Genomic DNA, 23,816 nt, shown 5'->3' with positions numbered 1-23,816 from the left:
CATCTGTATCTTTATGGTATAAAAAAACGACGCCCCTCTCTATCGGCGTCGTTACTCGTTTAATGTTATGGTGACCTGTTTACAGAACATCCTGGTATTTCTTGCGGTATTCCTGCGGCGTCAACCCGGTCGTTCGCTTGAACTGCTTGGAAAAGTGAGAAAAATTGCCGTAGCCGACCGAAATGGAAATATCACTGATTTTGATGTTGGTCTCCTTCAGCTCGCGCATCGAACGCTGCATCCGCAGCTCGACCAAATAGTCGGTCAGCGACTTTCCGGTTTCCTTGCGGAACAGCCGGGACAAATACGCCGGATTCAGATACACGTGCTCCGCAATCGCCTCCCGGTTCAAATCCTGATGCAGATTTGCCTCGACAAACTGCTGCACTTTGGCGATCGCGTTCGACACTTCCTTGACCTGCGTACCTAAATAATCCGCAGCCCTTCCGGTAAACTGAACCGTCCAGGCCTTCATCGCCCCAAGCGATTTCATCGCCTGTTCCCCGCCCCGCCATTCCCCTTCGGAGTAAATGCTCTCCGACGGTATCCCCCGGCGCTGCAGCAGCTGAAAAATCGTATGGACCAGACCGAAATAATAATGGACCATGTACGTGTGGTCCACTTGATCAAGCTGCAAACGCTCAAACAGCTCGTCGATGCGCTGCTTCAGCTCGGCTTTCCTGCCCTGCTCCACAAGCACGGACCATTCCTGAAGGTTCGGCGCAGCCGCGGCCTTCTTTCGTTCCCGGGTTTGCGCGCAAAGGCGAAACACCGTGCCGGTCTGCCCGATATTGGAGCGCTCCATCTCGGCCAAGCTTTGCACGCCGGCCCGGAGCGAGCCGACCGACGCCGCCTCGCCGATATAGCACGACACGACGGCGTACAAATACGCGGAGCATTTGCGGATATATTCCGCACACCGGGATTCGAGTGCCGCACCCTCTTCGGCCGCAGGATTATAGAAGATGACGAACAGCATCCCGTTCGATTCCTGGATGACATGCCCCTCCCGGCCGTCAAGCAAAAGGTCCGAGGCGGCATTTCTGAGCGCATACGTCATAATTTCTTCATCCCGTGCGTTCCATTCCTGCTTCCATTCTTCAACGCTGATGAGCAGCGGCATCACCGGCTTCTCCATATCGAGGTTCATGCCGTACAGCTTGAACATCGGTTCCAGCTGGCGAGCCGTTGCCGGAATCCGCAAATTCAGCACATCCTGCCAAAGCCGCTCCACCAGCAGCGGCAGCTGCCGGTTCCATTGCTCGAAATAAAAGGCATACGTCTTTCGGAACGATTCCTCCCGTTCCCGCTCGCGTACCGATTCCAGAGCCTTTTCCACGCAAAGCTTCAGCTCGTCGTGGTCGATCGGCTTTAGCAGGTAATCGAAGCTGTCGAGCTGGATAGCCTGCTGGGCAAAATTGAAATCGGCGTGTCCGGTCAAAAAAATCGTCTTCGTCGCCGGAGAAGCTTCTTTAACCCATGTCAGCAGCTGAATGCCGTTTTCCCTCGGCATGTCGATATCGGATATAAGCACATGAACCGGATGCTCGCTGAAAATCCGCCGCGCCTCTTCCGCATCGTACGCCGTGTAAATATCGGATATCGGCAGCGCCGACCAGTCAATTCCTTGCACGATGCCGCGAATGGCAATCTCCTCATCATCAACGACCAGCAAGTTGTACACTGCGACCGCTCTCCTCCCGTTCCGCTTCTTTCACAACCGGCAGCGTAATTTTGACGCCGGCGCCCGTCCCCTCGCCGCTTCGATTATAAAAGCTGACGCTTGCCCTGCCCTCGTACCGCAGCTTCAGCCGCTGCATGACATTGAGGATGCCGACGCCGCCCGCGTCGGTGTGAAGCTGAGCTTCGCCTTCCTTCAGCTGCTCCAGCAGACCGTCCGGAAAACCGGTTCCGTTATCCTCGACGGCAAGGACAATGAAGGTTTCGCCTTCATCCTCCACCAGCTCGCCCCTAACGGTAATAGCGAACAGCTTCCGATGGTCCTTAAACCCGTGGATGATCGCGTTCTCCACGAACGGTTGAACCGTCAGCGCAGGCAGCGTCACGTGTTTCAGATCGTCCGGCATGTCGTACGTGCAGTCCAGCTTATTCGGAAAACGGAATTTCTGAATTTGAATATAATTGCCGATATGTTTCAGCTCTTCGTCCAGCGTAATCAGATCGCGGTTGACCCGCATAATGAAGCGGAAATAATCCGCGAGATGAAGCGCCATTTTTTTCACCGAATCCGTATCCTTCAGCGCGGCGAAATTATAAATGATGTTCAGGCTGTTCATATAGAAATGCGGATTGATTTGCGCCTGCAGCTGCTTCAGCTCGATTTTTTGCACGCGCAGCTGTTCTTCGTACATCCCGATCCGCAAATCTTTGATTTGCTCCACCATGTTGTTGAACGTATTGGCCAGAAAAACGAATTCATGCGTCTCGTTCGTCTGCAGCCGGACGTCCAGCATCCCGAGCGAAATCTTTTTCATCCCGGCGATCAGCTGCTGCAGCGGCTTGAACAGCATGTGGCGGATAAAAAACAAATACAAGGCGAATATAAAAATAAGCCCGAAGGTCATGAAATACGTTGCTTTCTGAAAATAAGGCAAAGCCTGCAGCATGTAGCTTTCGGACACGAGAATAATCATCGTAAAATCCGCCTGCTGGCTCGGACGGCTCATCATCAAATAGCGGCGGCCGGTATGCTCGTCCTTCACGAACTGGTATGGATCGCCCGCAAGCTTCGTTATCTGTTCGTCGAACACGGCAGGATTGCCGGACGCAGGATTACCAAGCCGGATACCATTCGTGGAATAAATCGCGCTTTCGCCGATGTCGCCGTCCTTCCACTGAAGGGACAGCTGGGCCTGCAGCTCGGAAATTCGAATGATCGCACCCACATACAGCTCGCTGTTCGAAACCGCCGTAAGCCGCACCAGAAAGTCGCCGCCGGGAACCCTTTTGTCGTGCCACAGCAGCCATTTTCCATCGACCGAGGTGCGGGCTAATTTCACGATAGCTCCCAAATTATCGGACAGCACGTTTTTCATCGCATCATAGCCAGGGCCGGCCGTACTGAAAAAAATGTCTCCCGCATTGTAAACGAACACCGTATCGACCGGATTGTAGAACACAATGTCGCGCTGAAGCTTATTTTGAATCCGGATCTTGGTCAGGATATAGTTGTCGCTTCCGTACGGGAAGGACGGCAGCAGTCCTACGTCGTTATCAAGCACCGCCATTTTATTTAAATAATTGCTGATTTCGCTGAGCGTCCGGTCCGTCTTTTCCCCAAAAATATCGAGTGTGTTCCGGTACGTTTCGGACACCTTGTCCCGCACGACGTTTTTGGCATACAGTGTGTTCATCACCAGAAACAGCACAACAGGCAGCATCACCAAAAAAAAGCTGATAATCAGCTGCGTTTTGATTGATCGCTTCAGCGCAAATCTCCTCCAGTGAGTAGGATAAGTACCACTCTAACAGCTGAAAGCGCCTTCCGCAATAACGAAAACAATTTTTTCCTGGATGATGTCAACAAACGAAAGCTTACACTATAATGAAGTCGCGTGAATACAACAAAAAAACCCAAGAGTGTCGAACTCTTGAGCTTTCATATGCTAGGCGTAAAAAAGATGGTGCCGGTGAGAGGACTCGAACCTCCACGGTTTCCCTCACGATTTTGAGTCGCGCGCGTCTGCCAATTCCGCCACACCGGCAATCATGGCGTGCCCTAAGAGATTCGAACTCCTGACCTTTTGATTCGTAGTCAAACGCTCTATCCAGCTGAGCTAAGGGCACAAAATAAAAAAAGATGGAGGCGCCACCCAGATTCGAACTGGGGGTAAAGCTTTTGCAGAGCTCTGCCTTACCACTTGGCTATGGCGCCGAAAGAATGGAGCGGAAGACGGGAATCGAACCCGCGACCCTCGCCTTGGCAAGGCGATGCTCTACCGCTGAGCCACTTCCGCATAAATGGCTGGGGATCTAGGATTCGAACCTAGGCATGACGGAGTCAAAGTCCGTTGCCTTACCGCTTGGCTAATCCCCAATGGAAAAGATGGGGCGATCGAGGGGAATTGAACCCCCGAATGTCGGAATCACAATCCGATGCGTTAACCACTTCGCCACGACCGCCATATATTCAACTGGCAGGGGCAGCAGGAATTGAACCCACACTAACGGTTTTGGAGACCGCTGTTCTACCTTTAAACTATGCCCCTAAGGTAACTGGTGGAGGATGATGGATTCGAACCACCGAACTCGTCAGAGAACAGATTTACAGTCTGCTGCGTTTGGCCACTTCGCTAATCCTCCATAGTGGTGCCGGCGAGAGGACTTGAACCCCCAACCTACTGATTACAAGTCAGTTGCTCTACCAGTTGAGCTACACCGGCTCTTATGCAGTTAAATGGTGGCTCGGGACGGAATCGAACCGCCGACACGAGGATTTTCAGTCCTCTGCTCTACCAACTGAGCTACCGAGCCGTTTTAGGTTATAATGGCGGAGCCGACGGGATTCGAACCCGCGGTCTCCTGCGTGACAGGCAGGCATGTTAGGCCTCTACACCACGGCTCCACATTATAAGGTCTCGGATTGCTCCGAAGTAAATTTGGTTGCGGGGGCAGGATTTGAACCTGCGGCCTTCGGGTTATGAGCCCGACGAGCTACCGGGCTGCTCCACCCCGCGTCGTTAATAATGCTGCTGTGTTGCCGACTGGCAAAACGTTGACGGGTTCACCGCCGAACTTCATCTACCCAGTCCGCATGAGCGACAATCGATATTGTAACACACGACTTGTCCTCAATGCAAGTTATTTTTGGTGACCCGTAGGGGATTCGAACCCCTGTTACCTCCGTGAAAGGGAGGTGTCTTAACCCCTTGACCAACGGGCCATATAAAACTGGCGGAGAGCGAGGGATTCGAACCCTCGATACGCGGTTAACGTATACACGATTTCCAATCGTGCTCCTTCGACCACTCGGACAGCTCTCCATATGGCTCCCCGAACAGGACTCGAACCTGTGACAACTCGATTAACAGTCGAGTGCTCTACCAACTGAGCTATCAGGGAACAGTATATTCAGGTGTGTTACACCCTGAAAACTGGATACGAACATCCGATCAATTCTTTAGCTGGTCTTCCGAAGCAGCGTTCACGTGTCCGTGAACACCGATAGGATAAGCCCTCGACCGATTAGTATTCGTCAGCTGCACACGTTGCCGCGCTTCCACCTCGAACCTATCAACCTGGTCGTCTTCCAGGGGTCTTACATACTGGGAAATCTCATCTTGAGGGGGGCTTCACGCTTAGATGCTTTCAGCGCTTATCCCGTCCGTACTTGGCTACCCAGCGGTGCTCCTGGCGGAACAACTGGTACACCAGCGGTACGTCCATCCCGGTCCTCTCGTACTAAGGACAGCTCCTCTCAAATTTCCTGCGCCCGCGACAGATAGGGACCGAACTGTCTCACGACGTTCTGAACCCAGCTCGCGTACCGCTTTAATGGGCGAACAGCCCAACCCTTGGGACCTACTTCAGCCCCAGGATGCGATGAGCCGACATCGAGGTGCCAAACCTCCCCGTCGATGTGGACTCTTGGGGGAGATAAGCCTGTTATCCCCAGGGTAGCTTTTATCCGTTGAGCGATGGCCCTTCCATGCGGTACCACCGGATCACTAAGCCCGACTTTCGTCCCTGCTCGACTTGTCGGTCTCGCAGTCAAGCTCCCTTCTGCCTTTACACGCTTCGAATGATTTCCAACCATTCTGAGGGAACCTTTGGGCGCCTCCGTTACGCTTTAGGAGGCGACCGCCCCAGTCAAACTGCCCGCCTGACACGGTCCCTCTACCCGTTTCAGGGTAGCAGGTTAGAACTCCGATACGATCAGGGTGGTATCCCAACGGCGCCTCCACCGAAGCTGGCGCTCCGGCTTCTTAGGCTCCCACCTATCCTGTACAGATCGTACCAAAGTCCAATATCAAGCTGCAGTAAAGCTCCATGGGGTCTTTCCGTCTTGTCGCGGGTAACCTGCATCTTCACAGGTATTAAAATTTCACCGGATCTCTCGTTGAGACAGCGCCCAAGTCGTTACGCCATTCGTGCGGGTCAGAATTTACCTGACAAGGAATTTCGCTACCTTAGGACCGTTATAGTTACGGCCGCCGTTTACTGGGGCTTCGGTTCACAGCTTCGCCTTGCGGCTTACCGCTCCCCTTAACCTTCCAGCACCGGGCAGGCGTCAGCCCGTATACTTCGCCTTACGGCTTCGCACAGACCTGTGTTTTTGCTAAACAGTCGCTTGGGCCTTTTCACTGCGGCCCCCTCGGGCTATTCACCCTACCGAGGCACCCCTTCTCCCGAAGTTACGGGGTCATGTTGCCGAGTTCCTTAACGAGAGTTCTTCCGCGCGCCTTAGCATACTCTGCTCGCCTACCTGTGTCGGTTTGCGGTACGGGCACCTTCACCTGGCTAGAGGCTTTTCTCGGCAGCCGGAGCCCATGACCTTCGGTACTGTAATTTTCCCTCCCCATCACAGCCCAGCCTTACGGTTGACGGATTTGCCGATCAACCAGCCTCACTGCTTGGACGGGGCATTCCATCGCCCCGCGTCACTGCCCTTCTGCGTCACCCCAATCGCTCATAACGGTTTACGGTGGTACAGGAATCTCAACCTGTTGTCCTTCGACTACGCCTTTCGGCCTCGCCTTAGGTCCCGACTTACCCTGAGCGGACGAGCCTTCCTCAGGAACCCTTAGGCTTTCGGCGGACAAGATTCTCACTTGTCTTTTCGTTACTCATACCGGCATTCTCACTTGAATACAGTCCAGCACTCCTTACGGTATACCTTCAACCCGTATTCAACGCTCCCCTACCCCAGGACAATCTTGCGATTGCCTAGCCATAGCTTCGGTGGTGTGTTTAGCCCCGTTACATTTTCGGCGCAGAGTCACTCGACCAGTGAGCTATTACGCACTCTTTCAATGGTGGCTGCTTCTAAGCCAACATCCTGGTTGTCTGGGCAACTCCACATCCTTTCCCACTTAACACACACTTGGGGACCTTAGCTGATGATCTGGGCTGTTTCCCTCTTGACGATGGATCTTAGCACTCACCGTCTGACTCCCGGCGATAAGTCTATGGCATTCGGAGTTTGACGGGACTTGGTAACCCTTGGCGGGCCCCGCACCCCATCCGTGCTCTACCTCCATGACTCTTACGCCGAGGCTAGCCCTAAAGCTATTTCGGGGAGAACCAGCTATCTCCGGGTTCGATTGGAATTTCTCCCCTACCCCCACCTCATCCCCGAACTTTTCAACGTTCGTGGGTTCGGGCCTCCAGTGCGTGTTACCGCACCTTCACCCTGGACAGGGGTAGATCACCCGGTTTCGGGTCTACGTCCACGTACTAACTCGCCCTATTCAGACTCGCTTTCGCTGCGGCTGCGGCTCTTCACCTTAACCTTGCACGGGAACGTAACTCGCCGGTTCATTCTACAAAAGGCACGCCATCACCCCTAAATTGGGCTCTGACTTCTTGTAAGCGCACGGTTTCAGGTTCTGTTTCACTCCGCTTCCGCGGTGCTTTTCACCTTTCCCTCACGGTACTGCTTCGCTATCGGTCACTAGGGAGTATTTAGCCTTGGCAGATGGTCCTGCCGGATTCCGACGGGGTTTCTCGTGTCCCGCCGTACTCAGGATCCGTCTCGGAGAGCGCTGACTTTGGGTTACAGGGCTTTTACCTTCTTTGGCCGGCCTTTCCAGACCGCTTCGCCTAACCAACGCTTTTGTAACTCCATGTGAGACGTCCTACAACCCCAAGGGGCAAGCCCCTTGGTTTGGGCTAATCCGCGTTCGCTCGCCGCTACTGACGGAATCACTATTGTTTTCTCTTCCTCAGGGTACTGAGATGTTTCAGTTCCCCTGGTATGCCTCCACGCTGCCTATGGATTCAGCAACGGGTGACTGGGCATTGCCCCAGCCGGGTTTCCCCATTCGGACATCCCCGGATCGACGCCTGCTTACGGCTCCCCGAGGCATTTCGTTGTTCGCCACGTCCTTCGTCGGCTCCTAGTGCCTAGGCATCCTCCGTGCGCTCTTAGTAGCTTAACCTAGTCGTTTTCCAAAGAAAACGGGCTTCGTAAGCTTAAACTCAGCTAAAGGATGTTTCATTTGTTCGTATCCAGTTTTCAAGGTGCAATTCGCACATGATATTGTATCATCTGCGGCTTGTGGATGGCAATGCTTTTGGTGGAGCCAAGGAGGATCGAACTCCTGACCTCCTGCTTGCAAGGCAGGCGCTCTCCCAGCTGAGCTATGGCCCCATAATAAAGTTTGGTCAAATGGTGGGCCTTAGTGGACTCGAACCACCGACCTCACCCTTATCAGGGGTGCGCTCTAACCAGCTGAGCTAAAGGCCCCGGCACCATATCGCGGCAAAAAACCGCCTGCTTGGCGACGCCCAACTCTCTCCAACGGTCCAAGTACCAGCATTGCAATTTGCCCATCGTTTCCATCCGGGTCAATTGCAATACCGCTGGAGGGCTTAACGGTCGTGTTCGGGATGGGTACGCGTGGTTCCCCTCCGCCATCGCCACCAAACGGATTGTCTCTTGAGGGTTTGTTCCCTCAAAACTGAACATGAGCGATTCCTGTCGGTGCAAGCCTTTCGGCTCGCTTTCGTTTCCGCTGCGGGAAACGGTATTCCTTAGAAAGGAGGTGATCCAGCCGCACCTTCCGATACGGCTACCTTGTTACGACTTCACCCCAATCATCTACCCCACCTTCGGCGGCTGGCTCCTTGCGGTTACCCCACCGACTTCGGGTGTTGTAAACTCTCGTGGTGTGACGGGCGGTGTGTACAAGACCCGGGAACGTATTCACCGCGGCATGCTGATCCGCGATTACTAGCAATTCCGACTTCATGCAGGCGAGTTGCAGCCTGCAATCCGAACTGAGACCGGCTTTTCTAGGATTCGCTCCGGATCGCTCCTTCGCTTCCCGTTGTACCGGCCATTGTAGTACGTGTGTAGCCCAGGTCATAAGGGGCATGATGATTTGACGTCATCCCCGCCTTCCTCCGGTTTGTCACCGGCAGTCATTTTAGAGGGCCCACCACGACGTGCTGGCAACTAAAATCAAGGGTTGCGCTCGTTGCGGGACTTAACCCAACATCTCACGACACGAGCTGACGACAACCATGCACCACCTGTCTCCTCTGTCCCGAAGGAAAGGCCTATCTCTAGACCGGTCAGAGGGATGTCAAGACCTGGTAAGGTTCTTCGCGTTGCTTCGAATTAAACCACATACTCCACTGCTTGTGCGGGTCCCCGTCAATTCCTTTGAGTTTCACTCTTGCGAGCGTACTCCCCAGGCGGAATGCTTAATGTGTTAACTTCGGCACCAAGGGTATCGAAACCCCTAACACCTAGCATTCATCGTTTACGGCGTGGACTACCAGGGTATCTAATCCTGTTTGCTCCCCACGCTTTCGCGCCTCAGCGTCAGTTACAGCCCAGAAAGTCGCCTTCGCCACTGGTGTTCCTCCACATCTCTACGCATTTCACCGCTACACGTGGAATTCCACTTTCCTCTTCTGCACTCAAGCCTCGCAGTTCCCAGTGCGTATCGGAGTTGAGCTCCGAGCTTAAACACTGGGCTTACGATGCCGCCTGCGCGCGCTTTACGCCCAATAATTCCGGACAACGCTTGCCCCCTACGTATTACCGCGGCTGCTGGCACGTAGTTAGCCGGGGCTTTCTTCTCAGGTACCGTCATGATCGAAGCAGTGACTCTTCGACCCATTCTTCCCTGGCAACAGAGCTTTACGATCCGAAAACCTTCTTCACTCACGCGGCGTTGCTCCGTCAGACTTGCGTCCATTGCGGAAGATTCCCTACTGCTGCCTCCCGTAGGAGTCTGGGCCGTGTCTCAGTCCCAGTGTGGCCGATCACCCTCTCAGGTCGGCTACGCATCGTCGCCTTGGTAGGCCGTTACCCCACCAACTAGCTAATGCGCCGCAGGCCCATCTGCAAGTGACAGCTTGCGCCGCCTTTCCCGGCTCCCCCATGCGGGAAAGCCGCGTATCCGGTATTAGCATCCGTTTCCGGATGTTATCCCGGTCTTGCAGGCAGGTTGCCTACGTGTTACTCACCCGTCCGCCGCTAAGCTTTTCCCGAAGGAAAAGCTCCGCTCGACTTGCATGTATTAGGCACGCCGCCAGCGTTCGTCCTGAGCCAGGATCAAACTCTCCATAAAAGAAGCGCTCACCGAGGTGAAGCTCTTCATGAATTAGCTTGTCTTGCTCATAATTTAAACCTTTTGACAGGTCGCTCATTGTTCAGTTTTCAAGGAACAAATACTTCGTTTTCTCGTCGGCCGCCTCTCAGCGGCGACTTAAATAATATAACACAAATGCCTAGATCAATGCAAGAACTTTTTTATTTATCTCGAGTGTCCGAATGCCTGCGCCCGAAAGACGGCAAGATGTAATGTAGCACAACGGTGAAAAGATCGTCAAGCCAAAAATTCGAAAGGAGTTTCTTCGTTTCTTCTATACAATAGAATCGACAATAGGATCGCGTATACAAGAGCTATGCAAGACGCTAAACGAATTCACACCTGTATTTAAGCTCCAGCGCTTCTGTGTCGCCCGACGGGGGCAGAACCGCCACCTCGGCGATATATCCCCGGTTGACGAGCTTTTGAAGCAGAAGCGACAAATCGAGAAGCAGCCCGGACAACAGCGGATGCCGCTGCAGGTCCATGACGCTCCAAGGCTCCTCCCTGCTTCCCATGATCGCAAACAGCAGCTCGCAGCTGCTTTTCATTTTGCTCATCACGGAAAATTCACAGGCCAGCAACACGAGCTGAACGCGCTGCTCCAACGTCTCCGGGCTGATCGTCAGCTCTTCGTAGAGTTTGTAAATTCCCGGATGGAATCTGCGCATCTGCCGCCAAACGGTCAATTCCGGATGAACGCCCTCTTCGATCAACGCAATGTGAGCCCAGTGATGAAGCGCCGTCAAAATGCTGCTGTAGGCATCGAGCAAATTGTGATCCTTCAAATCCTGTTTTGCCTGCAAGTAGGTTCGAATAAAGGCCGCGAATTCCACAAGCTGTTTCTGCTCACGCATCGCTCCCGGAAACTTCAGCAGGCGATCGCGGATTTGAAACAAGTAGTTATCCCGGTCCAACAGGATTTCCCCCCGAACGAGCCATAATATAATGCTGCGGTTTCTGCCGCCGGTCATCCACTGTTCCAGCGTGCTTGGACTTGCGATTTTAATGAGCACCCGTTCGCCTTCGATCATCAGGTGTTCCGTTTCGACCGCCTCTTCAACGCTCCTCGATACTACGAGCAGCAGCAGATCAAGCCCGTCGATCAGCGGGTTGTACCGGTACGGATTTTCGATGGCGGCGACGCTGACGAGCCGATTGTCTTGCTCGAACTGTTTGATGAAATGCTCTTTTATATGTTTCACAACGATCCCCCATATAGCTTCATCCATCACTTTGAGCTATAATGATTTGGCAAGTTACATTCTCTTTGTTCGACAATGTCCGCCCGGTTTCCTGCTTAACCGTCTTAAATCCCGGAACGATATGTCAGAAAGGATCGAGAAAATGTTTTTCAAATCCAGTAAAATCAATGAATTCCGCTTATGGGGACTAATGTTTACACTCATCGGCATGGGGCTGATGATTTTGGGTACCGCAGGAATCGTCTTTTGGGGCCAGGCCGGTAAAATATTCGCTGCCATTTTCATGGTCATCGGGATGATCGCCATGCTGCTCAGCGTAGGCGTTTATTTCTGGGCCGGCATGCTGTCGACGAGCGCCGTGATGCTGGTCTGCCCGGAATGCGGCCGCCAGACTAAAATGCTCGGCCGGACGGACCGCTGCATGTTTTGCAAAACGATGCTGACGCTCGATCCGGATAAAGCGACGAATTCTCCCGTAGACGGCGGCGAGTCGCATGTATGATTTTTTTCGGCAGCCGAATAGGAAAGCGCCCGGCATCATAATGTCCGGGCGCTCAGCTTTTTATTAGGGGAATTTGGTTAACGATTGCTGGATGACATTCCAGATCGAATCGGTTTGAAATGCCCGCTGCCAGGTGGCTACTCCGGCAAGACCGTATTTCTTGGCGATGGCGATTCGAGCCTGGATGGAAAAGCCGTCTTCGATCCATATGCGCTGCAAAGCGCCGTTCACCGTATATTCCACGTAATGCTGGCCGGACTTCGCGTCATACGCCGGCTTCAAATTGCGGTCCTTGATGATCTGAGCGACCGCGTCCATCCCGAGCGCCTTGGATGACACCTTGACGGCGCCCGATGCGTCCTTCTTCTCGGTCCAAACCCGCGTATACAGCGGCATTCCTAATACAAGCTTGGCCGGAGGAACCAAATCCTCCTGCAGGATGCGGTTCAGCGACTGCTCGACCCAAGGCAGAGAAGCGACCGAGCCTGCCGTAGGACTGGAGGCCCAGTGCTCGTCATAAGCCATCAGCATCATATAATCAACCACTTGACCCAGCGCAGCTCGGTCTAAAAATTTCGACCACAGCTCGCTGCCCGATTTCGGGGTGACGTCAATGGAAACGACCAGTCCCTGTTCATGCAGCAGCGGGGTAAGCTCCCTCACAAATTGAACAAAATGGTCTTTGTCGGACGTCTTTACATTTTCGAAATCGAGATTGATGCCCTGCAAATGATACATTTCGGCAAAGGCGAGAATTTGCTGAATCATCTGGAACCGGGTCGTCTCCGAGGCGAGCGCGGCGGTTGTCCGGTCCGGCTCGAAGCCGTTGCTGACGACGGCCCATACCTGTTTCCCCTGGCTGTGCGCCCAATTGACATACGTCATATCCGCCTTGCTCTGCAGATGGCCGGCGTTGTCGATTAATTCGAACCACGTTGGACTGACCACGTTCACGCCGGGCAGGCTGCCGATCTGTGCCGGGGTCGGCGTCTTCTGGTAGACCGCTTCCCAGGTCATATTGATTTTCGATCCGATCAGCTTCCACGCCGTAAAAGCGGGCGGCTCCTGCGGGAGCGCGGTCTGTTCGACGGTCGTCAGGGTCAAATCGTTTTTCGCGGCATAACCGATCTGCCCGTCCGCGCTTTGGACCCGGTACCAGCCTTCCCGCTCTCCCCATATCCGGACCTTGGCGTCCGCCGTTATACGTTCCACGATAGGCGCCCTGATCGTCGGCTCGCTGCGGATCACCGTATCGGCGGGAGCCGCAGCTTGCTGTACCGCATCGCCCGCCTGCATCACCGTAACCAGACCGGTAGCCTGGTTCACGTCGATCCGGATGCCGTACAATTGTTCCAGCGGTGTAGACGGGATATAGGCGGTCCCGTCCTTTACCTCGGCTGCAACGCGCAGGGCGTAGGGGCTGCCGTTCAGCTTGGCCGTAAGCGCGTTCGTACGGAAACGAAGTACTTGATTGTCGTTCGTCAGCACGATCGAGCCGGTGGCTTGTTCATAAACGACTTTATTTTTCAGTCCCAAAGTATCCTGTATGACCGGGAAGGGAAGCTTAACGGTATCTCCCTCCACGATGGCCCCTGCTTTCATCACCTCGCCTCGGTATACGATCGGATGGTCCATTCCGTAATTGGGTTTGATCACGCTGCCGTTCGGAACAAATCGCAGCCAGCCGGCCCACATTCCGGCGGCCATCGCGATGAGTCCGCTGGCCAGTACCAGCCATTTCAGCCACCCGCCGCTTCGGCGACGGCGCGGTCTTATATATGCAGTGTGCACGTCCGCCTTCCTCCTGTCACGGATTGCATGCCTAGGAACGATCATGAAATAAAAAAACGTGCGGGAAAGCGGGATTCCCCCACCTCCTGCACGCTTGGCATGCGCCTGTTATCTCTACTTATTCGATTCGGTCAAGTCAGGAATGCTTCCCGGCGCAATCGGCACATTGTCCGTAAATCTCCATCCGATGCCCTTCCACGCGAAAACCGGTCTCGCGCGAAGCGGCGGACTCCACTTCGGTAAGCGGCGGATAATCGAAATCGACGATTTTGCCGCAGGAACGGCATATCGCATGGTAATGCTCGGATAAATCAGCGTCAAACCGGCTTGAGTCGTCGCCGTATGTCAGCTCGCGTACGAGCCCGGCATCGACGAACAGCCGCAGGTTATTATAGATCGTCGCCACACTCATGCTCGGAAAAGCGGGAGAGAGCGCTTTATAAATCTCATCGGCGGTCGGATGGGTCATGGAACCCATAAGAAAACTCAAGATCGCATGACGCTGAGGGGTCATACGTACGCCGGTGCTTTTCAGCTGCTCCAGTGCTTGCTCTACGGTCGCGCCCATGCCCTTCACGTCCTTTCTGCTTCGTTAGAACCATTGTACGTGCTGGCTTTTCATTTTGTCAATGAAGGCGGGTCGTTCAATTCGGCCGGTAACGGTTGATTGAAATGCTGCTGTTGGCGTCGACGTCGATCCGGTAAGTGCCGGTTCCCAATGTGCCGCCGATTTTCTTTTTGCTCACTTCAAGCGGAAGGTCCGTTGTGATCGTGCCGAACGTGACGGAGCCGTTGACCGAAAAATCTCCGTTCTCCGGCACGAACAGATGGATCTCGCCGATCGAGCTGTCGGTATCCCAGTCCCCGCCGACGACGGCGCTGCGAATGGTAATGTCGCCATTAAGCGTGTCGGCCGAAATCGAACCGCTTGCTTCGGAAACGGAAATTTTTCCGTTTTTCGTTTCCAGCTCCGCATTGCCTGTAATCCCGTTCAGCGTCATGTCGCCGCTTAAGGTCGAGCCATCCACATCCCCTTCGATGTGACCGGCTTTAATCGCACCGTTATAGGTTTCCAGCTTGACTGCGCCCCGAATGCCGGATACGGAAATACCGCCATTTTTCGTTTCCACGTTGATGTCGCCGGCAATATCGTCCAGCTTGGCTTCGCCGTTCATCAATTGAACATGCACGCCGCCCGGCAGCGAAAGACCGGAAATGTCGACCGCTCCGTTGCTGATTTGGACGTTCAGCTTCGTTTCAACCGGCTGATCGCCGCCAGTTTTCTCGTCGCTGCCGACGGAGGAGTTCGAAGCTTCATTCACGGCCGTATCGCTGCCGACGGAAGAGTTCGAAGCTTCGTTCGCGCCCGAATTTACACTTGCGTTACCGGCGTTGTCCGTTCCCGAGCCTTCGTTCGCGGCCCTATTCGGATTCGCATTCTCCCCACCTGCGCTATTCGAGCCCGAGCCCGAATTCAAGGTCCCGTTATCGGAGCTCTCCAAAGGTATAGACGAGTCCGGCGTCCCGGAAGTTTCATTATTTTCGGGCGGCGTCGGCCGGCCGAGGCTGGAATTTTCCGGAACGGTGACGACAAGGTTGATGCGGGGCTTCCGGTTGTGATCTTCGCCGTACGTTTTTCCCTTCGCTTCAATTTTCAGCTTGTCGCCGCCGGAAGCTTCTACTCCAGATTCCGCGGCGACCTGATCGGCCGTCTGCTTGACGGGCACGTCGACCCATACGACGGATGCGATCTGCACGCCGCTGACCTCGCCCTTGCGGATCGTCACCGTCCCGTTCGGATTGTCGATGTCGATCGAGGCCGTCTCCGCGCCGAACGGAACGGAGACCGTCTCTTTCGTATATTTAAACCCTTTCTCTTCGCCGTATACGCTTAAATTGCCGGCAAAATTAACCTTGAACTCGTCCAGCCATTTAAACGGCATCGCCGAATATTGCGTCACGGTGTAGGCCGCCGCTGTCACGACGACGGCGATAAAAACGCCGCCAATGTCGAACGTCAGCCGTTTGGTTCCGCGCCGGTTGGCGAGACTGCAGCCGATCACTTCCAAGCCAAGCAGCACAAAAGCGGCGGGCCACCATTGACCGAGCAGCCGGATATCGTTGCTGTCCCGAATTTGGTCTGACAGAAGCAGGCCGCCGACTGCGATCAGGACGATGGCCGCCGTAATCCGTCCCATTCTGTACATCGTTTTCCCCCTCCAAACGGCCAGCAGCACGGCGAACGCCAGAAGCCCGGCTCCCGGCGCGTACGTTCCGGCCAGATCCAGCCAGGGCGTGAAGATGGATTTTGCGCGGACAAGCGCCAAAAGCAGCAAACCGGCGGCAATAACCGTCGCACCTTGAAGCCACGTCCCCGCAGCCGGCGTTCGATCCTGCCGGCCGCCGTATGGGGAAGCGTTCAAATGTGCCCGCTGCTGCAGCGTATCGAAAACGCTGTAAAACCAGAACGCCGGCAGCGCCAGCCCAAGCAGGACGAGCAGCAGCGCGTACTTGCCGCCGGCGTCGTCGGCAAACCGGACCATCGCGACAATATCCGTTAAGGTTCCGATCAGAAGCAATAAACCTTTCAGGTGCAGCCCGAGCGCCAAATGGCCGGCCCCCGGAACGAAAAAGGCCAGTACAGGCGCAAGCAAGCGGCTTTTGGACTGCTGCAGGTTCACGGTCACCGCCTCCCTGTTGCGGCTGATGGCTGCTCTTATTCGGCGCTGACCCCATGAACGCCCTCGATCCCGCGAATATCCTCCAGCAGTGAAACGAGCGTCTCCGTTTTGGGCAGCGTGACGTAAAGCTGGAGCGTCAGCTGTGAGCCGCGCTCCCGGTCTCTCGCTTCATGAATCGATATTTTACGCATCTGCACGTCCCGCTCGGAGAGCAGCGAGCTGATTGCGAGCACGAGTACGGATTGGTCGTCGGCGTCGATTTTGAGCAGCTGTTGTTTTTTGTTGTTGACGAACCGCTTTTCTATTTTGTTGAATGCCCATAAAATAAGCAGCACCAGCAAGGTCGAAGAAACCGAAGCGAAATAAAAGCCGGCTCCGATCGCAAGCCCGATGGCGGCTACGACCCATAGCGATGCGGCGGTCGTGAGGCCGGTGATCGATTTGCCGGTATACAAGATCGTCCCCGCTCCCAGAAAGCCGATGCCGGTAATGACCGCCGCCGCCAGGCGGGCCGGGTCGACCCGGACGTTCACCTCGTTGATAAAATCGGAGAAGCCGTACATCGATAACAGCATGAGCAGGCAGGAACCGAGACAAACGAGGATATTCGTCCGAAGACCCGCCGCATGATTGGATTGTTCGCGCTCGAAGCCGATCAAGCCGCCGAGGCAGATCGACAGCAGCAGCCGGAGAAAAATATGCGTTTCATCGATAATCCACGGATTTACGGCGTCGACAGCGGTTTCCAAGCGTACTCCCGTCCTTTCCTCGGCTTAGAATTATATTGTAACACATTCTATGCGGATTTTTTCCGGATAACACGGGAAAAACGCGTTCGCGCCGCAGCGCGGACCGAAACGCCGGCCGCATCGTCGGGGGCTGCTGAAAACAAAAAAAGCATGCCTTCGTCACCGCCGATAGGCATGCTTCTTAATTGAATGGCTGATCGGTTACGACTTCAGCCGCTCCACAAGCAGTTTATTGACAAGCGCGGGATTCGCTTTGCCTTTCGTATCTTTCATCACCTGGCCGACCAGGAAGCCGATCGCCTTCTCCTTGCCCGCCTTGAAATCCTCGACGGACTGCGGGTTGGCGTCGAAGATGCGGCCGACGACCTCGGCGATCGCGCCTTCGTCGCTGATCTGCACGAGCCCTTGTTCCTCGACGATCTGCTGCGGCAGCTTGCCCGTTTCGAGCATCGCCTTGAATACCGTCTTGGCGATTTTGCTGCTGATCGTGCCTTTCTCCAGCAGACCGATCATTTCGCCAAGCCCCCGGCCCGTAATCTTCACGTCCTCCAGCTCCAGCCCGTTCGCGTTCAAGTAACCGAGCAGGTCGCCCATAATCCAGTTCGAGACCGCCTTCGCATCCTTTGTATACTGCAGGCTTTCCTCGAAAAAGTCGGCCAGCTTCTTGGAAGCCGTCAGGACGCCGGCGTCATACGAAGGAAGCCCGAGCTCGCTCGTATAGCGCGCTTTGCGGGCTTCCGGCAGCTCCGGAATGGAGGCGCGGACCCTCCCCTTCCACTCCTCGTCGATGTGGAGCCGGACCAGGTCCGGGTCCGGGAAATAGCGGTAGTCGTGCGCTTCTTCTTTGCCGCGCATCGAGAACGTTTTGCCCTGGGACTCGTCCCAGCGGCGCGTCTCCTGCACGACCTCTCCGCCGCCGTCCAGAATGTCCGCCTGCCGCATCTGCTCGTATTCCAGCCCGCGCTGCACGCCGCGGAAGGAATTCATGTTCTTGAGCTCGGCGCGGATGCCGAACTTCTCCTGCCCGTAGGGCCGCAGACTGACGTTCGCGTCGCAGCGCATCGACCCTTCTTCCATTTTCACGTCGGACACATCGCAGTACAGCATAATCGCGCGCAGCTTCTCAAGATAAGCCTTTGCTTCCTCGGGCGAGCGCAGGTCCGGCTCGGAGACGATCTCCACGAGCGGCGTGCCTACACGGTTGAAATCGACCAGCGAAGCGTATCCGCCGTCGACATGCGTCAGCTTGCCCGCATCCTCTTCGAGATGCAGCCGCGTGATGCCGATCCGCTTCGTCTCGCCGTTCACTTCGATATCGATCCAGCCGTTCTCGCCGATCGGCTTGTCATATTGGGAGATTTGGTACGCCTTCGGCGAATCGGGATAAAAATAGTTTTTGCGGTCGAACTTGCTTTCGTCCGCGATGGTGCAGTTGAGCGCCATCGCCGCCTTCATCGCGTATTCGACGGCCTGCCGGTTCAGCACCGGCAGCACGCCGGGGTGTCCGAGGCAGATCGGACACGTATGGGTATTCGGCGGGGCGCCGAAGGACGTGGAGCAGCCGCAGAAGATTTTGCTCTTCGTATGCAGCTCGACGTGCACTTCCAGCCCGATCACCGTTTCGTATTTATTCGGTTCAAACATCGCTTCGCCCTCCTGCTTCTATCGCTGCCGGCTACAGCTGCGGCCGCCGCTTGTGATGGTCGGTATGCTGCTCGAACGCATGCGCCGCGCGCAGCACGGTCCGCTCGTCGAACGCTTTGCCGATGATTTGCAGGCCGACAGGCAGCCCGTTCGCCATGCCGCAGGGCACGCTGATCGCCGGCACGCCCGCCAGGCTCACCGGAATCGTGCAAATATCGTTCAAATACATCGTCAGCGGATCGCCGACCTGCTCGCCGATGCGGAAAGCCGTCGTCGGCGCCGTCGGTCCGACGATCAGGTCGCAGCTTTGGAACGCCTTGTCGAAATCCTGCTTGATGAGCGTGCGCGCCTTTTGCGCCTTCAAATAATAGGCGTCGTAATAGCCCGAGCTGAGCGCATACGTGCCGAGCATGATGCGGCGCTTCACTTCCGGCCCGAGGCCTTCGCTGCGCGACTTGCGGTACAGGTCGAGCAAATTGTCGGGATCGTCCGTGCGGACGCCGTAGCGAACGCCGTCGAAACGGGCCAGGTTCGACGAGGCTTCCGAGGAAGCCAGCAGGTAATAGGTTGCAACCGCGTATTCGGTATGCGGAAGCGAGATTTCCTCCCACGACGCGCCGAGCTCCTCGAGCTTCTTCAGCGCTTCGAGCACTGCTTCCTTCACCTTCGGATCGATGCCTTGATCGATATATTCCTTCGGCACGCCGATTTTAAGGCCTTTGATGTCGCCCGTCAGCGAACCGATGTAATCGGGAATGTCCACGTTCGCCGATGTCGAATCCATTGGGTCGTGACCGGCGATCGCCTGCAGCACGTAGGCGGCGTCCTCGACGTTCTTCGTCAGCGGACCGATCTGGTCGAGCGACGAAGCGAAGGCGACCAGCCCGAAGCGGGAGATGAGGCCGTAGGTCGGCTTCAGCCCGACGATGCCGCAGTAAGCGGCCGGCTGGCGGATCGAGCCGCCGGTGTCGGAGCCGAGCGCGAAATAAACCTGGCCTGCGGCGACCGATGCGGCCGACCCGCCGCTGGAGCCGCCCGGCACGTACTCCGTATTCCACGGATTGCGCGTCGGGTAAAAGCTTGAATTTTCGTTGGAGCCGCCCATAGCGAACTCGTCCATATTGAGCTTGCCGATCGTGACGGACTGCGCCGCTTTCAGCTTTTTCACAGCCGTCGCATCGTAGATCGGGTCATAGTTGCGCAGGAACTGGCTGCCGCACGTCGTCAGCAGCCCCTCGGTTACGATATTGTCTTTAATGCCGGCCGGAAGGCCGAACAGCAGCCCGCGCTCGCCGCCGTCCCGCAGCTGCTTGTCCAGATCGGCGGCTGCCGTGCGGGCTCCTTCCTCATCCAGCGTCAGAAACGCCTTGACCCTTTCGTCCGTCTCGGCGATCCGGCCGAAAGACGCGTCGACCAGCTCGGAAACCGACAGCTCCCCGCCCGCAAGCCGGTTATGTACATCCTGAAGGCGCAAATCAAAAAGTGCCAACCGTCTTATCCTCCTTTCAACATCCGCCGCCCCACCCGGGCAGGCGGTCCAAATCCGTTAATCCAGTACAGCCGGCACCTTGAACTGGCCGTCCTCTTCGTCAGGCGCGTTTCGGAGCGCCGTCTCGACCGGCAGCGACGCGCGGACCTCGTCCTCGCGCATGACATTGGTTACCTGCAGCACATGGCTGGTCGGCTCCACATCGTCCGTATTCAATTCACCGAGCTTGTCCACATATTTTAAAATATCGTTCAGCTGGACGGTAAACTGCTCTTTCTCCGCATCCGAAAGCGCAAGCCGCGCCAAATTGGCGACATGCTCGACGTCCTTGATCGTTATGCTCATGGGCGCATGCCCCTCCCCTCGCTGACTTTTGCTCATTCTTCATATTATAGCGTAAGAGATCGATCAAACTCAACGGATACCGGCGATGCCGGGTGATTGAACATTCCCCATAGGCTACCGCATCGAATGCGGAGTTTTATTTTTGTGTCCGAAAGCTGTTGTAAGCAGCAGCATAAAAGCAAGGCCTCTTGACAACACTGAGGGAAAAACTTATGGTTGTTATGTTCAATTAATCTATTGAATGGTTGATTGAACATCGTGTAAACTTAAGGAGAGGCAGATTCGAATGAAAAAAGTATTGATTACAGCTGCTGCCGGCGACACCGGACGTCCGGCGGTTGCAGCCCTGCTGGAAAAAGGATTTCAAGTTCGCGCGCTGGTCCGCAGAGACGACGCGCGTGCACAAAAACTGCGCGATCTCGGCGCAGAGGTTATGATCGGCGACATGACCAGTCTCCGCGACATCCGTGCAGCGATGGCGGGCATGCAGCTGGCGTACTTCTGCTACCCGGTGCAAGAGGGACTGGTTGAAAATGCCGTTATTTTCGCGCAGGCCGCCAAGGAACAAAATTTGGAGCTCATCGTCAATATGTCGCAAAAACAATCCCGTCCGTATGCACACAGTAAAACAACTCAAAATCACTGGCTGAGCGAACAAGTTTTCAATTGGTCCGGCGTGCCGACGGTCCACCTTCGCGTCACGTTCTTTATGGAGTGGCTGCTCTATATTTCTTCGAAAATCAAGTACGGCCGTTATATGATGCCTTTTAACCGTGAGAATCGTTTTGCGCCGCTGGCCGCTAAAGACACCGGTGCGATCATTGCCGGCATGATGGAACACCCCGAGAAATATGCAGGTCAGGCGATTGCGCTTCATGGTCCGGTGGAGTACAGCCACGAACAATTGGCGGCGGAAGTAAGCCGCGTGCTCGGCAAGGATCTGCCTTATGAGCGTGTTACGGTTTCGGTATTTTTGGAAGCAATCGGCCTGCAGGACCAAACGGCTTTGCGGAAACACATTGAAGCCGTGACGATCGACCAGCAAGAAGGCTTGCTCGCCGGGCTGGATCCAATCGGCGCGGCGATCCTCGGCCGTCCGCTGACGACGGTCGAAGCGTTTATCCATGAAAATCGTTCCGCGTTCGAACTGCATTACCCCATGAAATCGAGCTGATTACAAGTCACGGTGAATGGACAGAAGACGGGATAGCAAAATGAGGTATGCAGCTCGTATAAAGCGGCCTCCAGCCCTCATGGGTATAGGCTGCAAATTATGATTTGATCATCTCTAAAACCGGAATCCGTCATGAATAATGGGAGCTTGACACGATTTTGCTGTCGATGTAACATAGACCCATTCAACGATGCAATTGAATAGTTTGGATGTGGTAGTCGTGAACGAAGATCGTCAATGGAAAGATCATTTATACCTTGAATTCGCTCGAATCGGCAAATGTTTGTCCAGCCCCAAACGTTTAGAGCTGATTGATTTGCTTGCGCAAGGACCTAAATCGGTCGAGCAGCTTTCAAAAAGCACCGGGATGAGCGTCGCAAATGTATCGCAGCATTTACAGACGCTGCATGATTCCAAGCTGGTTCGTTTTCATAAGAAGGGAAACTATGTCATTTATCAGGTCGCGGACTATTCCGTCGCCGATTTCATGGTGTCTTTTCACCGATTAAGCGAAAAGCAGCTGACGACCCTTCAACAGCTCAAGTCTGAAATTTTCCAAGAGCATGCCGATTCGGCGATGACGTTAGATGAGTTGAACAAAATGGAGATCGGGGACGTTTTGCTGGTAGACGTCAGACCGGAGGATGAATACCGATCGGATCACATTCCAGGAGCCGTTTCCGTCCCCATCGGTGATTTGGAAGCCAGCCTCCAGACTTTACCGGCGGATAAGGAGATCGTCGTTTACTGTCGGGGTCCATACTGCTCGTTGTCCGTGCAAGCGGTTGAAATCTTGAAGGATCATGGATTCCGCGCCTCCCGGATCGAAGAAGGCGTTTTGGAGTGGAAACGGCATAGAGAGCAGAGCCAGCGCAAATCGCCACAATAAAGTGGCGTTTTTTTTTGCCGTCGGGGACGGGTAACCGGCAGCAGACCGCAGGTCATACCGGTTCGCCCCAAATCTGCATTTATATGAAGAAAAAATTCATTTTGCGCTAAGGTTCGTTTAAAGGGGATTTCATTTCCATTTAAGGAACGGCGGACATACTTGAAGATGCAGCACATAACCCATCACTGCACAAGGAGGAATGTGGATGAAAAAGGTCATGAAAGCGGTTGGGCTCACAGCGGCGCTCGCCGTCATGATTCCGCTGAGCGCCTTTGCGGCTTCGCCCGGCACTTCCGGACAAACGAGCACAGCCGCGCACACGCGCCCGGCCGGCAGCGCTTTCGGTCATCGCGGCTTCGGCGGCCCCGGCATCGTCTCCCAGGATGTGCTCGATCTGCTGAAGCTCGACAAGCAAACGCTGAATCAAAAGCTGGCTTCAGGCGAATCGCTTGCGCAAATCGCCCAGGATCAGGGCGTCACCCGCGACCAGCTGAAGCAGGCGCTGACCGACGCGTTCGACAAACAGCAGGCGCAGCAAAAGCAGCAGTTTACCGATAATCTGGACAAGCTTGTCGACGGGCAGATGAAGATGAAGCCGGGCAAGGGCGGCATGGGCAAACGCATGATGGGCGTCCAATTCGACCTGAGCGCCATCTCCAGCCAGCTGGGCCTCACGCAACAGGAGCTGAAGGACGACCTGAAATCCGGCAAAACGATCGCCGATCTGGCAGCCGATAAAAGCATCGACGTCCAGCAGCTGATCGACGCCGAGAAGACGGCGATCGTGGATCAGATCAATCAGGCCGTCACGGACGGCAAGCTGACGCAGGCTCAGGCCGACAAGCAAATCGCAAATGCCGAAGCGATCGCCGAAAAAATCGTGAACGGGGCAGGCACAAGCAAATGGCCCGGCCACTGGAAGTCTGCAGGCGGTCAGCAAGGCGCAAGCAGCCAGCAAGACTCAAGCGCTCCGCAAAACGCAGCGTCGTAAGTCCATTTTAAACCGTCCTGCCTCCCACACGCCAAGACGGAAAATCGCCTGAAAGTCTAAAGTTAGCAGA

General features: G+C 55.2%; 14 protein-coding genes, 17 tRNA genes and 3 rRNA genes. 4 read left to right on the top strand and 30 right to left on the bottom strand.

The window, feature by feature from the left end; genetic code table 11:
* Positions 1–79: 79 nt before the first annotated feature.
* The 23 genes from PD282_RS04505 to PD282_RS04395 form a co-directional block, all read right to left on the bottom strand.
* The gene (locus PD282_RS04505) at positions 80–1,684 is read right to left on the bottom strand and encodes a response regulator transcription factor (RefSeq protein WP_274649155.1); all 1,605 of its coding nucleotides are present in this window, start codon (positions 1,682–1,684) and stop codon (positions 80–82) included.
* On the bottom strand, positions 1,662–3,401 hold the full coding sequence (locus tag PD282_RS04500; protein ID WP_274655016.1) for a sensor histidine kinase: 1,740 nt from the start codon (positions 3,399–3,401) through the stop codon (positions 1,662–1,664). Before PD282_RS04500 ends, PD282_RS04505 begins: the two co-directional genes overlap by 23 nt.
* 241 nt (positions 3,402–3,642) lie before the next feature.
* Positions 3,643–3,725 (bottom strand) — tRNA-Leu (locus PD282_RS04495).
* A 5-nt stretch (positions 3,726–3,730) separates the two neighbouring features.
* Positions 3,731–3,807, bottom strand: a tRNA-Arg gene (locus PD282_RS04490).
* Positions 3,808–3,821: 14 nt separating this feature from the next.
* Positions 3,822–3,895 (bottom strand) — tRNA-Cys (locus tag PD282_RS04485).
* A 7-nt stretch (positions 3,896–3,902) separates the two neighbouring features.
* Positions 3,903–3,977 (bottom strand) — tRNA-Gly (locus PD282_RS04480).
* Positions 3,978–3,982: 5 nt separating this feature from the next.
* Positions 3,983–4,057: transfer RNA gene (locus PD282_RS04475), tRNA-Gln, on the bottom strand.
* Between the two features lie 10 nt (positions 4,058–4,067).
* A tRNA-His gene (locus PD282_RS04470) sits at positions 4,068–4,143 on the bottom strand.
* 12 nt (positions 4,144–4,155) lie between these two features.
* Positions 4,156–4,229, bottom strand: a tRNA-Trp gene (locus tag PD282_RS04465).
* Between the two features lie 8 nt (positions 4,230–4,237).
* Positions 4,238–4,323, bottom strand: a tRNA-Tyr gene (locus PD282_RS04460).
* Positions 4,324–4,327: 4 nt separating this feature from the next.
* Positions 4,328–4,403: transfer RNA gene (locus PD282_RS04455), tRNA-Thr, on the bottom strand.
* Between the two features lie 15 nt (positions 4,404–4,418).
* Positions 4,419–4,494 (bottom strand) — tRNA-Phe (locus PD282_RS04450).
* A gap of 14 nt (positions 4,495–4,508) precedes the next feature.
* Positions 4,509–4,585, bottom strand: a tRNA-Asp gene (locus PD282_RS04445).
* Between the two features lie 35 nt (positions 4,586–4,620).
* Positions 4,621–4,697: transfer RNA gene (locus PD282_RS04440), tRNA-Met, on the bottom strand.
* 131 nt (positions 4,698–4,828) lie between these two features.
* Positions 4,829–4,903: transfer RNA gene (locus PD282_RS04435), tRNA-Glu, on the bottom strand.
* 9 nt (positions 4,904–4,912) lie between these two features.
* Positions 4,913–5,003: transfer RNA gene (locus PD282_RS04430), tRNA-Ser, on the bottom strand.
* A 3-nt stretch (positions 5,004–5,006) separates the two neighbouring features.
* Positions 5,007–5,082 (bottom strand) — tRNA-Asn (locus tag PD282_RS04425).
* Positions 5,083–5,185: 103 nt separating this feature from the next.
* A 23S ribosomal RNA gene (locus PD282_RS04420) occupies positions 5,186–8,120 on the bottom strand.
* A gap of 136 nt (positions 8,121–8,256) precedes the next feature.
* Positions 8,257–8,332: transfer RNA gene (locus tag PD282_RS04415), tRNA-Ala, on the bottom strand.
* 19 nt (positions 8,333–8,351) lie between these two features.
* A tRNA-Ile gene (locus PD282_RS04410) sits at positions 8,352–8,428 on the bottom strand.
* A gap of 29 nt (positions 8,429–8,457) precedes the next feature.
* A 5S ribosomal RNA gene (gene rrf, locus PD282_RS04405) occupies positions 8,458–8,609 on the bottom strand.
* 110 nt (positions 8,610–8,719) lie between these two features.
* Positions 8,720–10,265, bottom strand: a 16S ribosomal RNA gene (locus PD282_RS04400).
* The 16S, 23S and 5S rRNA genes sit together here with 17 tRNA genes alongside, the layout of an rRNA operon.
* A gap of 347 nt (positions 10,266–10,612) precedes the next feature.
* Positions 10,613–11,491 (bottom strand): nucleotidyltransferase-like protein, encoded by an 879-nt coding sequence (locus tag PD282_RS04395; RefSeq protein ID WP_274649154.1) that lies wholly within the window; start codon positions 11,489–11,491, stop codon positions 10,613–10,615.
* 142 nt (positions 11,492–11,633) lie between these two features.
* Here PD282_RS04395 and PD282_RS04390 point away from each other — a divergent pair, with 142 nt between their 5' ends.
* Positions 11,634–11,993 carry a YgzB family protein gene (locus PD282_RS04390; RefSeq protein WP_274649153.1) on the top strand — a complete coding sequence of 120 codons (360 nt, stop codon included), beginning with the start codon at positions 11,634–11,636 and terminating at the stop codon, positions 11,991–11,993.
* 63 nt (positions 11,994–12,056) lie between these two features.
* Here the strand turns inward: PD282_RS04390 and PD282_RS04385 are convergent, their stop codons facing one another.
* The 7 genes from PD282_RS04385 to gatC form a co-directional block, all read right to left on the bottom strand.
* Entirely contained in the window at positions 12,057–13,784 is a 1,728-nt protein-coding gene (locus PD282_RS04385) for a glycosyl hydrolase family 18 protein (protein WP_274649152.1), read from the bottom strand.
* A 136-nt stretch (positions 13,785–13,920) separates the two neighbouring features.
* The gene (perR, locus tag PD282_RS04380; protein WP_274649151.1) at positions 13,921–14,352 is read right to left on the bottom strand and encodes a peroxide-responsive transcriptional repressor PerR; all 432 of its coding nucleotides are present in this window, start codon (positions 14,350–14,352) and stop codon (positions 13,921–13,923) included.
* A gap of 76 nt (positions 14,353–14,428) precedes the next feature.
* Positions 14,429–16,465 carry a DUF4097 family beta strand repeat-containing protein gene (locus PD282_RS04375; RefSeq protein ID WP_274649150.1) on the bottom strand — a complete coding sequence of 679 codons (2,037 nt, stop codon included), beginning with the start codon at positions 16,463–16,465 and terminating at the stop codon, positions 14,429–14,431.
* 35 nt (positions 16,466–16,500) lie between these two features.
* On the bottom strand, positions 16,501–17,214 hold the full coding sequence (locus PD282_RS04370; RefSeq protein ID WP_274649149.1) for an MgtC/SapB family protein: 714 nt from the start codon (positions 17,212–17,214) through the stop codon (positions 16,501–16,503).
* Positions 17,215–17,415: 201 nt separating this feature from the next.
* Positions 17,416–18,858 (bottom strand): Asp-tRNA(Asn)/Glu-tRNA(Gln) amidotransferase subunit GatB, encoded by a 1,443-nt coding sequence (gene gatB, locus PD282_RS04365; protein WP_274649148.1) that lies wholly within the window; start codon positions 18,856–18,858, stop codon positions 17,416–17,418.
* Between the two features lie 31 nt (positions 18,859–18,889).
* Positions 18,890–20,347 carry an Asp-tRNA(Asn)/Glu-tRNA(Gln) amidotransferase subunit GatA gene (gene gatA / locus PD282_RS04360; protein WP_274649147.1) on the bottom strand — a complete coding sequence of 486 codons (1,458 nt, stop codon included), beginning with the start codon at positions 20,345–20,347 and terminating at the stop codon, positions 18,890–18,892.
* Positions 20,348–20,404: 57 nt separating this feature from the next.
* Positions 20,405–20,692 (bottom strand): Asp-tRNA(Asn)/Glu-tRNA(Gln) amidotransferase subunit GatC, encoded by a 288-nt coding sequence (gene gatC, locus PD282_RS04355; protein ID WP_274649146.1) that lies wholly within the window; start codon positions 20,690–20,692, stop codon positions 20,405–20,407.
* 286 nt (positions 20,693–20,978) lie between these two features.
* On the opposite strand from gatC, the gene PD282_RS04350 reads away from it, so the two are divergent.
* From PD282_RS04350 to PD282_RS04340, 3 genes are all read left to right on the top strand, one after another.
* Positions 20,979–21,866 carry an NmrA family NAD(P)-binding protein gene (locus PD282_RS04350; RefSeq protein WP_274649145.1) on the top strand — a complete coding sequence of 296 codons (888 nt, stop codon included), beginning with the start codon at positions 20,979–20,981 and terminating at the stop codon, positions 21,864–21,866.
* A gap of 220 nt (positions 21,867–22,086) precedes the next feature.
* Positions 22,087–22,755, top strand: a complete 669-nt coding sequence (locus PD282_RS04345; protein ID WP_274649144.1) for a metalloregulator ArsR/SmtB family transcription factor — start codon at positions 22,087–22,089, stop codon at positions 22,753–22,755.
* 205 nt (positions 22,756–22,960) lie between these two features.
* Positions 22,961–23,746: a hypothetical protein gene (locus PD282_RS04340; protein WP_274649143.1), complete on the top strand. Its 786-nt coding sequence runs from the start codon at positions 22,961–22,963 to the stop codon at positions 23,744–23,746.
* Positions 23,747–23,816 lie beyond the last annotated feature (70 nt).

It is taken from the genome of Paenibacillus humicola, assembly GCF_028826105.1.
Lineage (GTDB): Bacteria > Bacillota > Bacilli > Paenibacillales > Paenibacillaceae > Paenibacillus_Z > Paenibacillus_Z humicola.
This window is presented reverse-complemented; position numbering and strand designations above follow the sequence as displayed.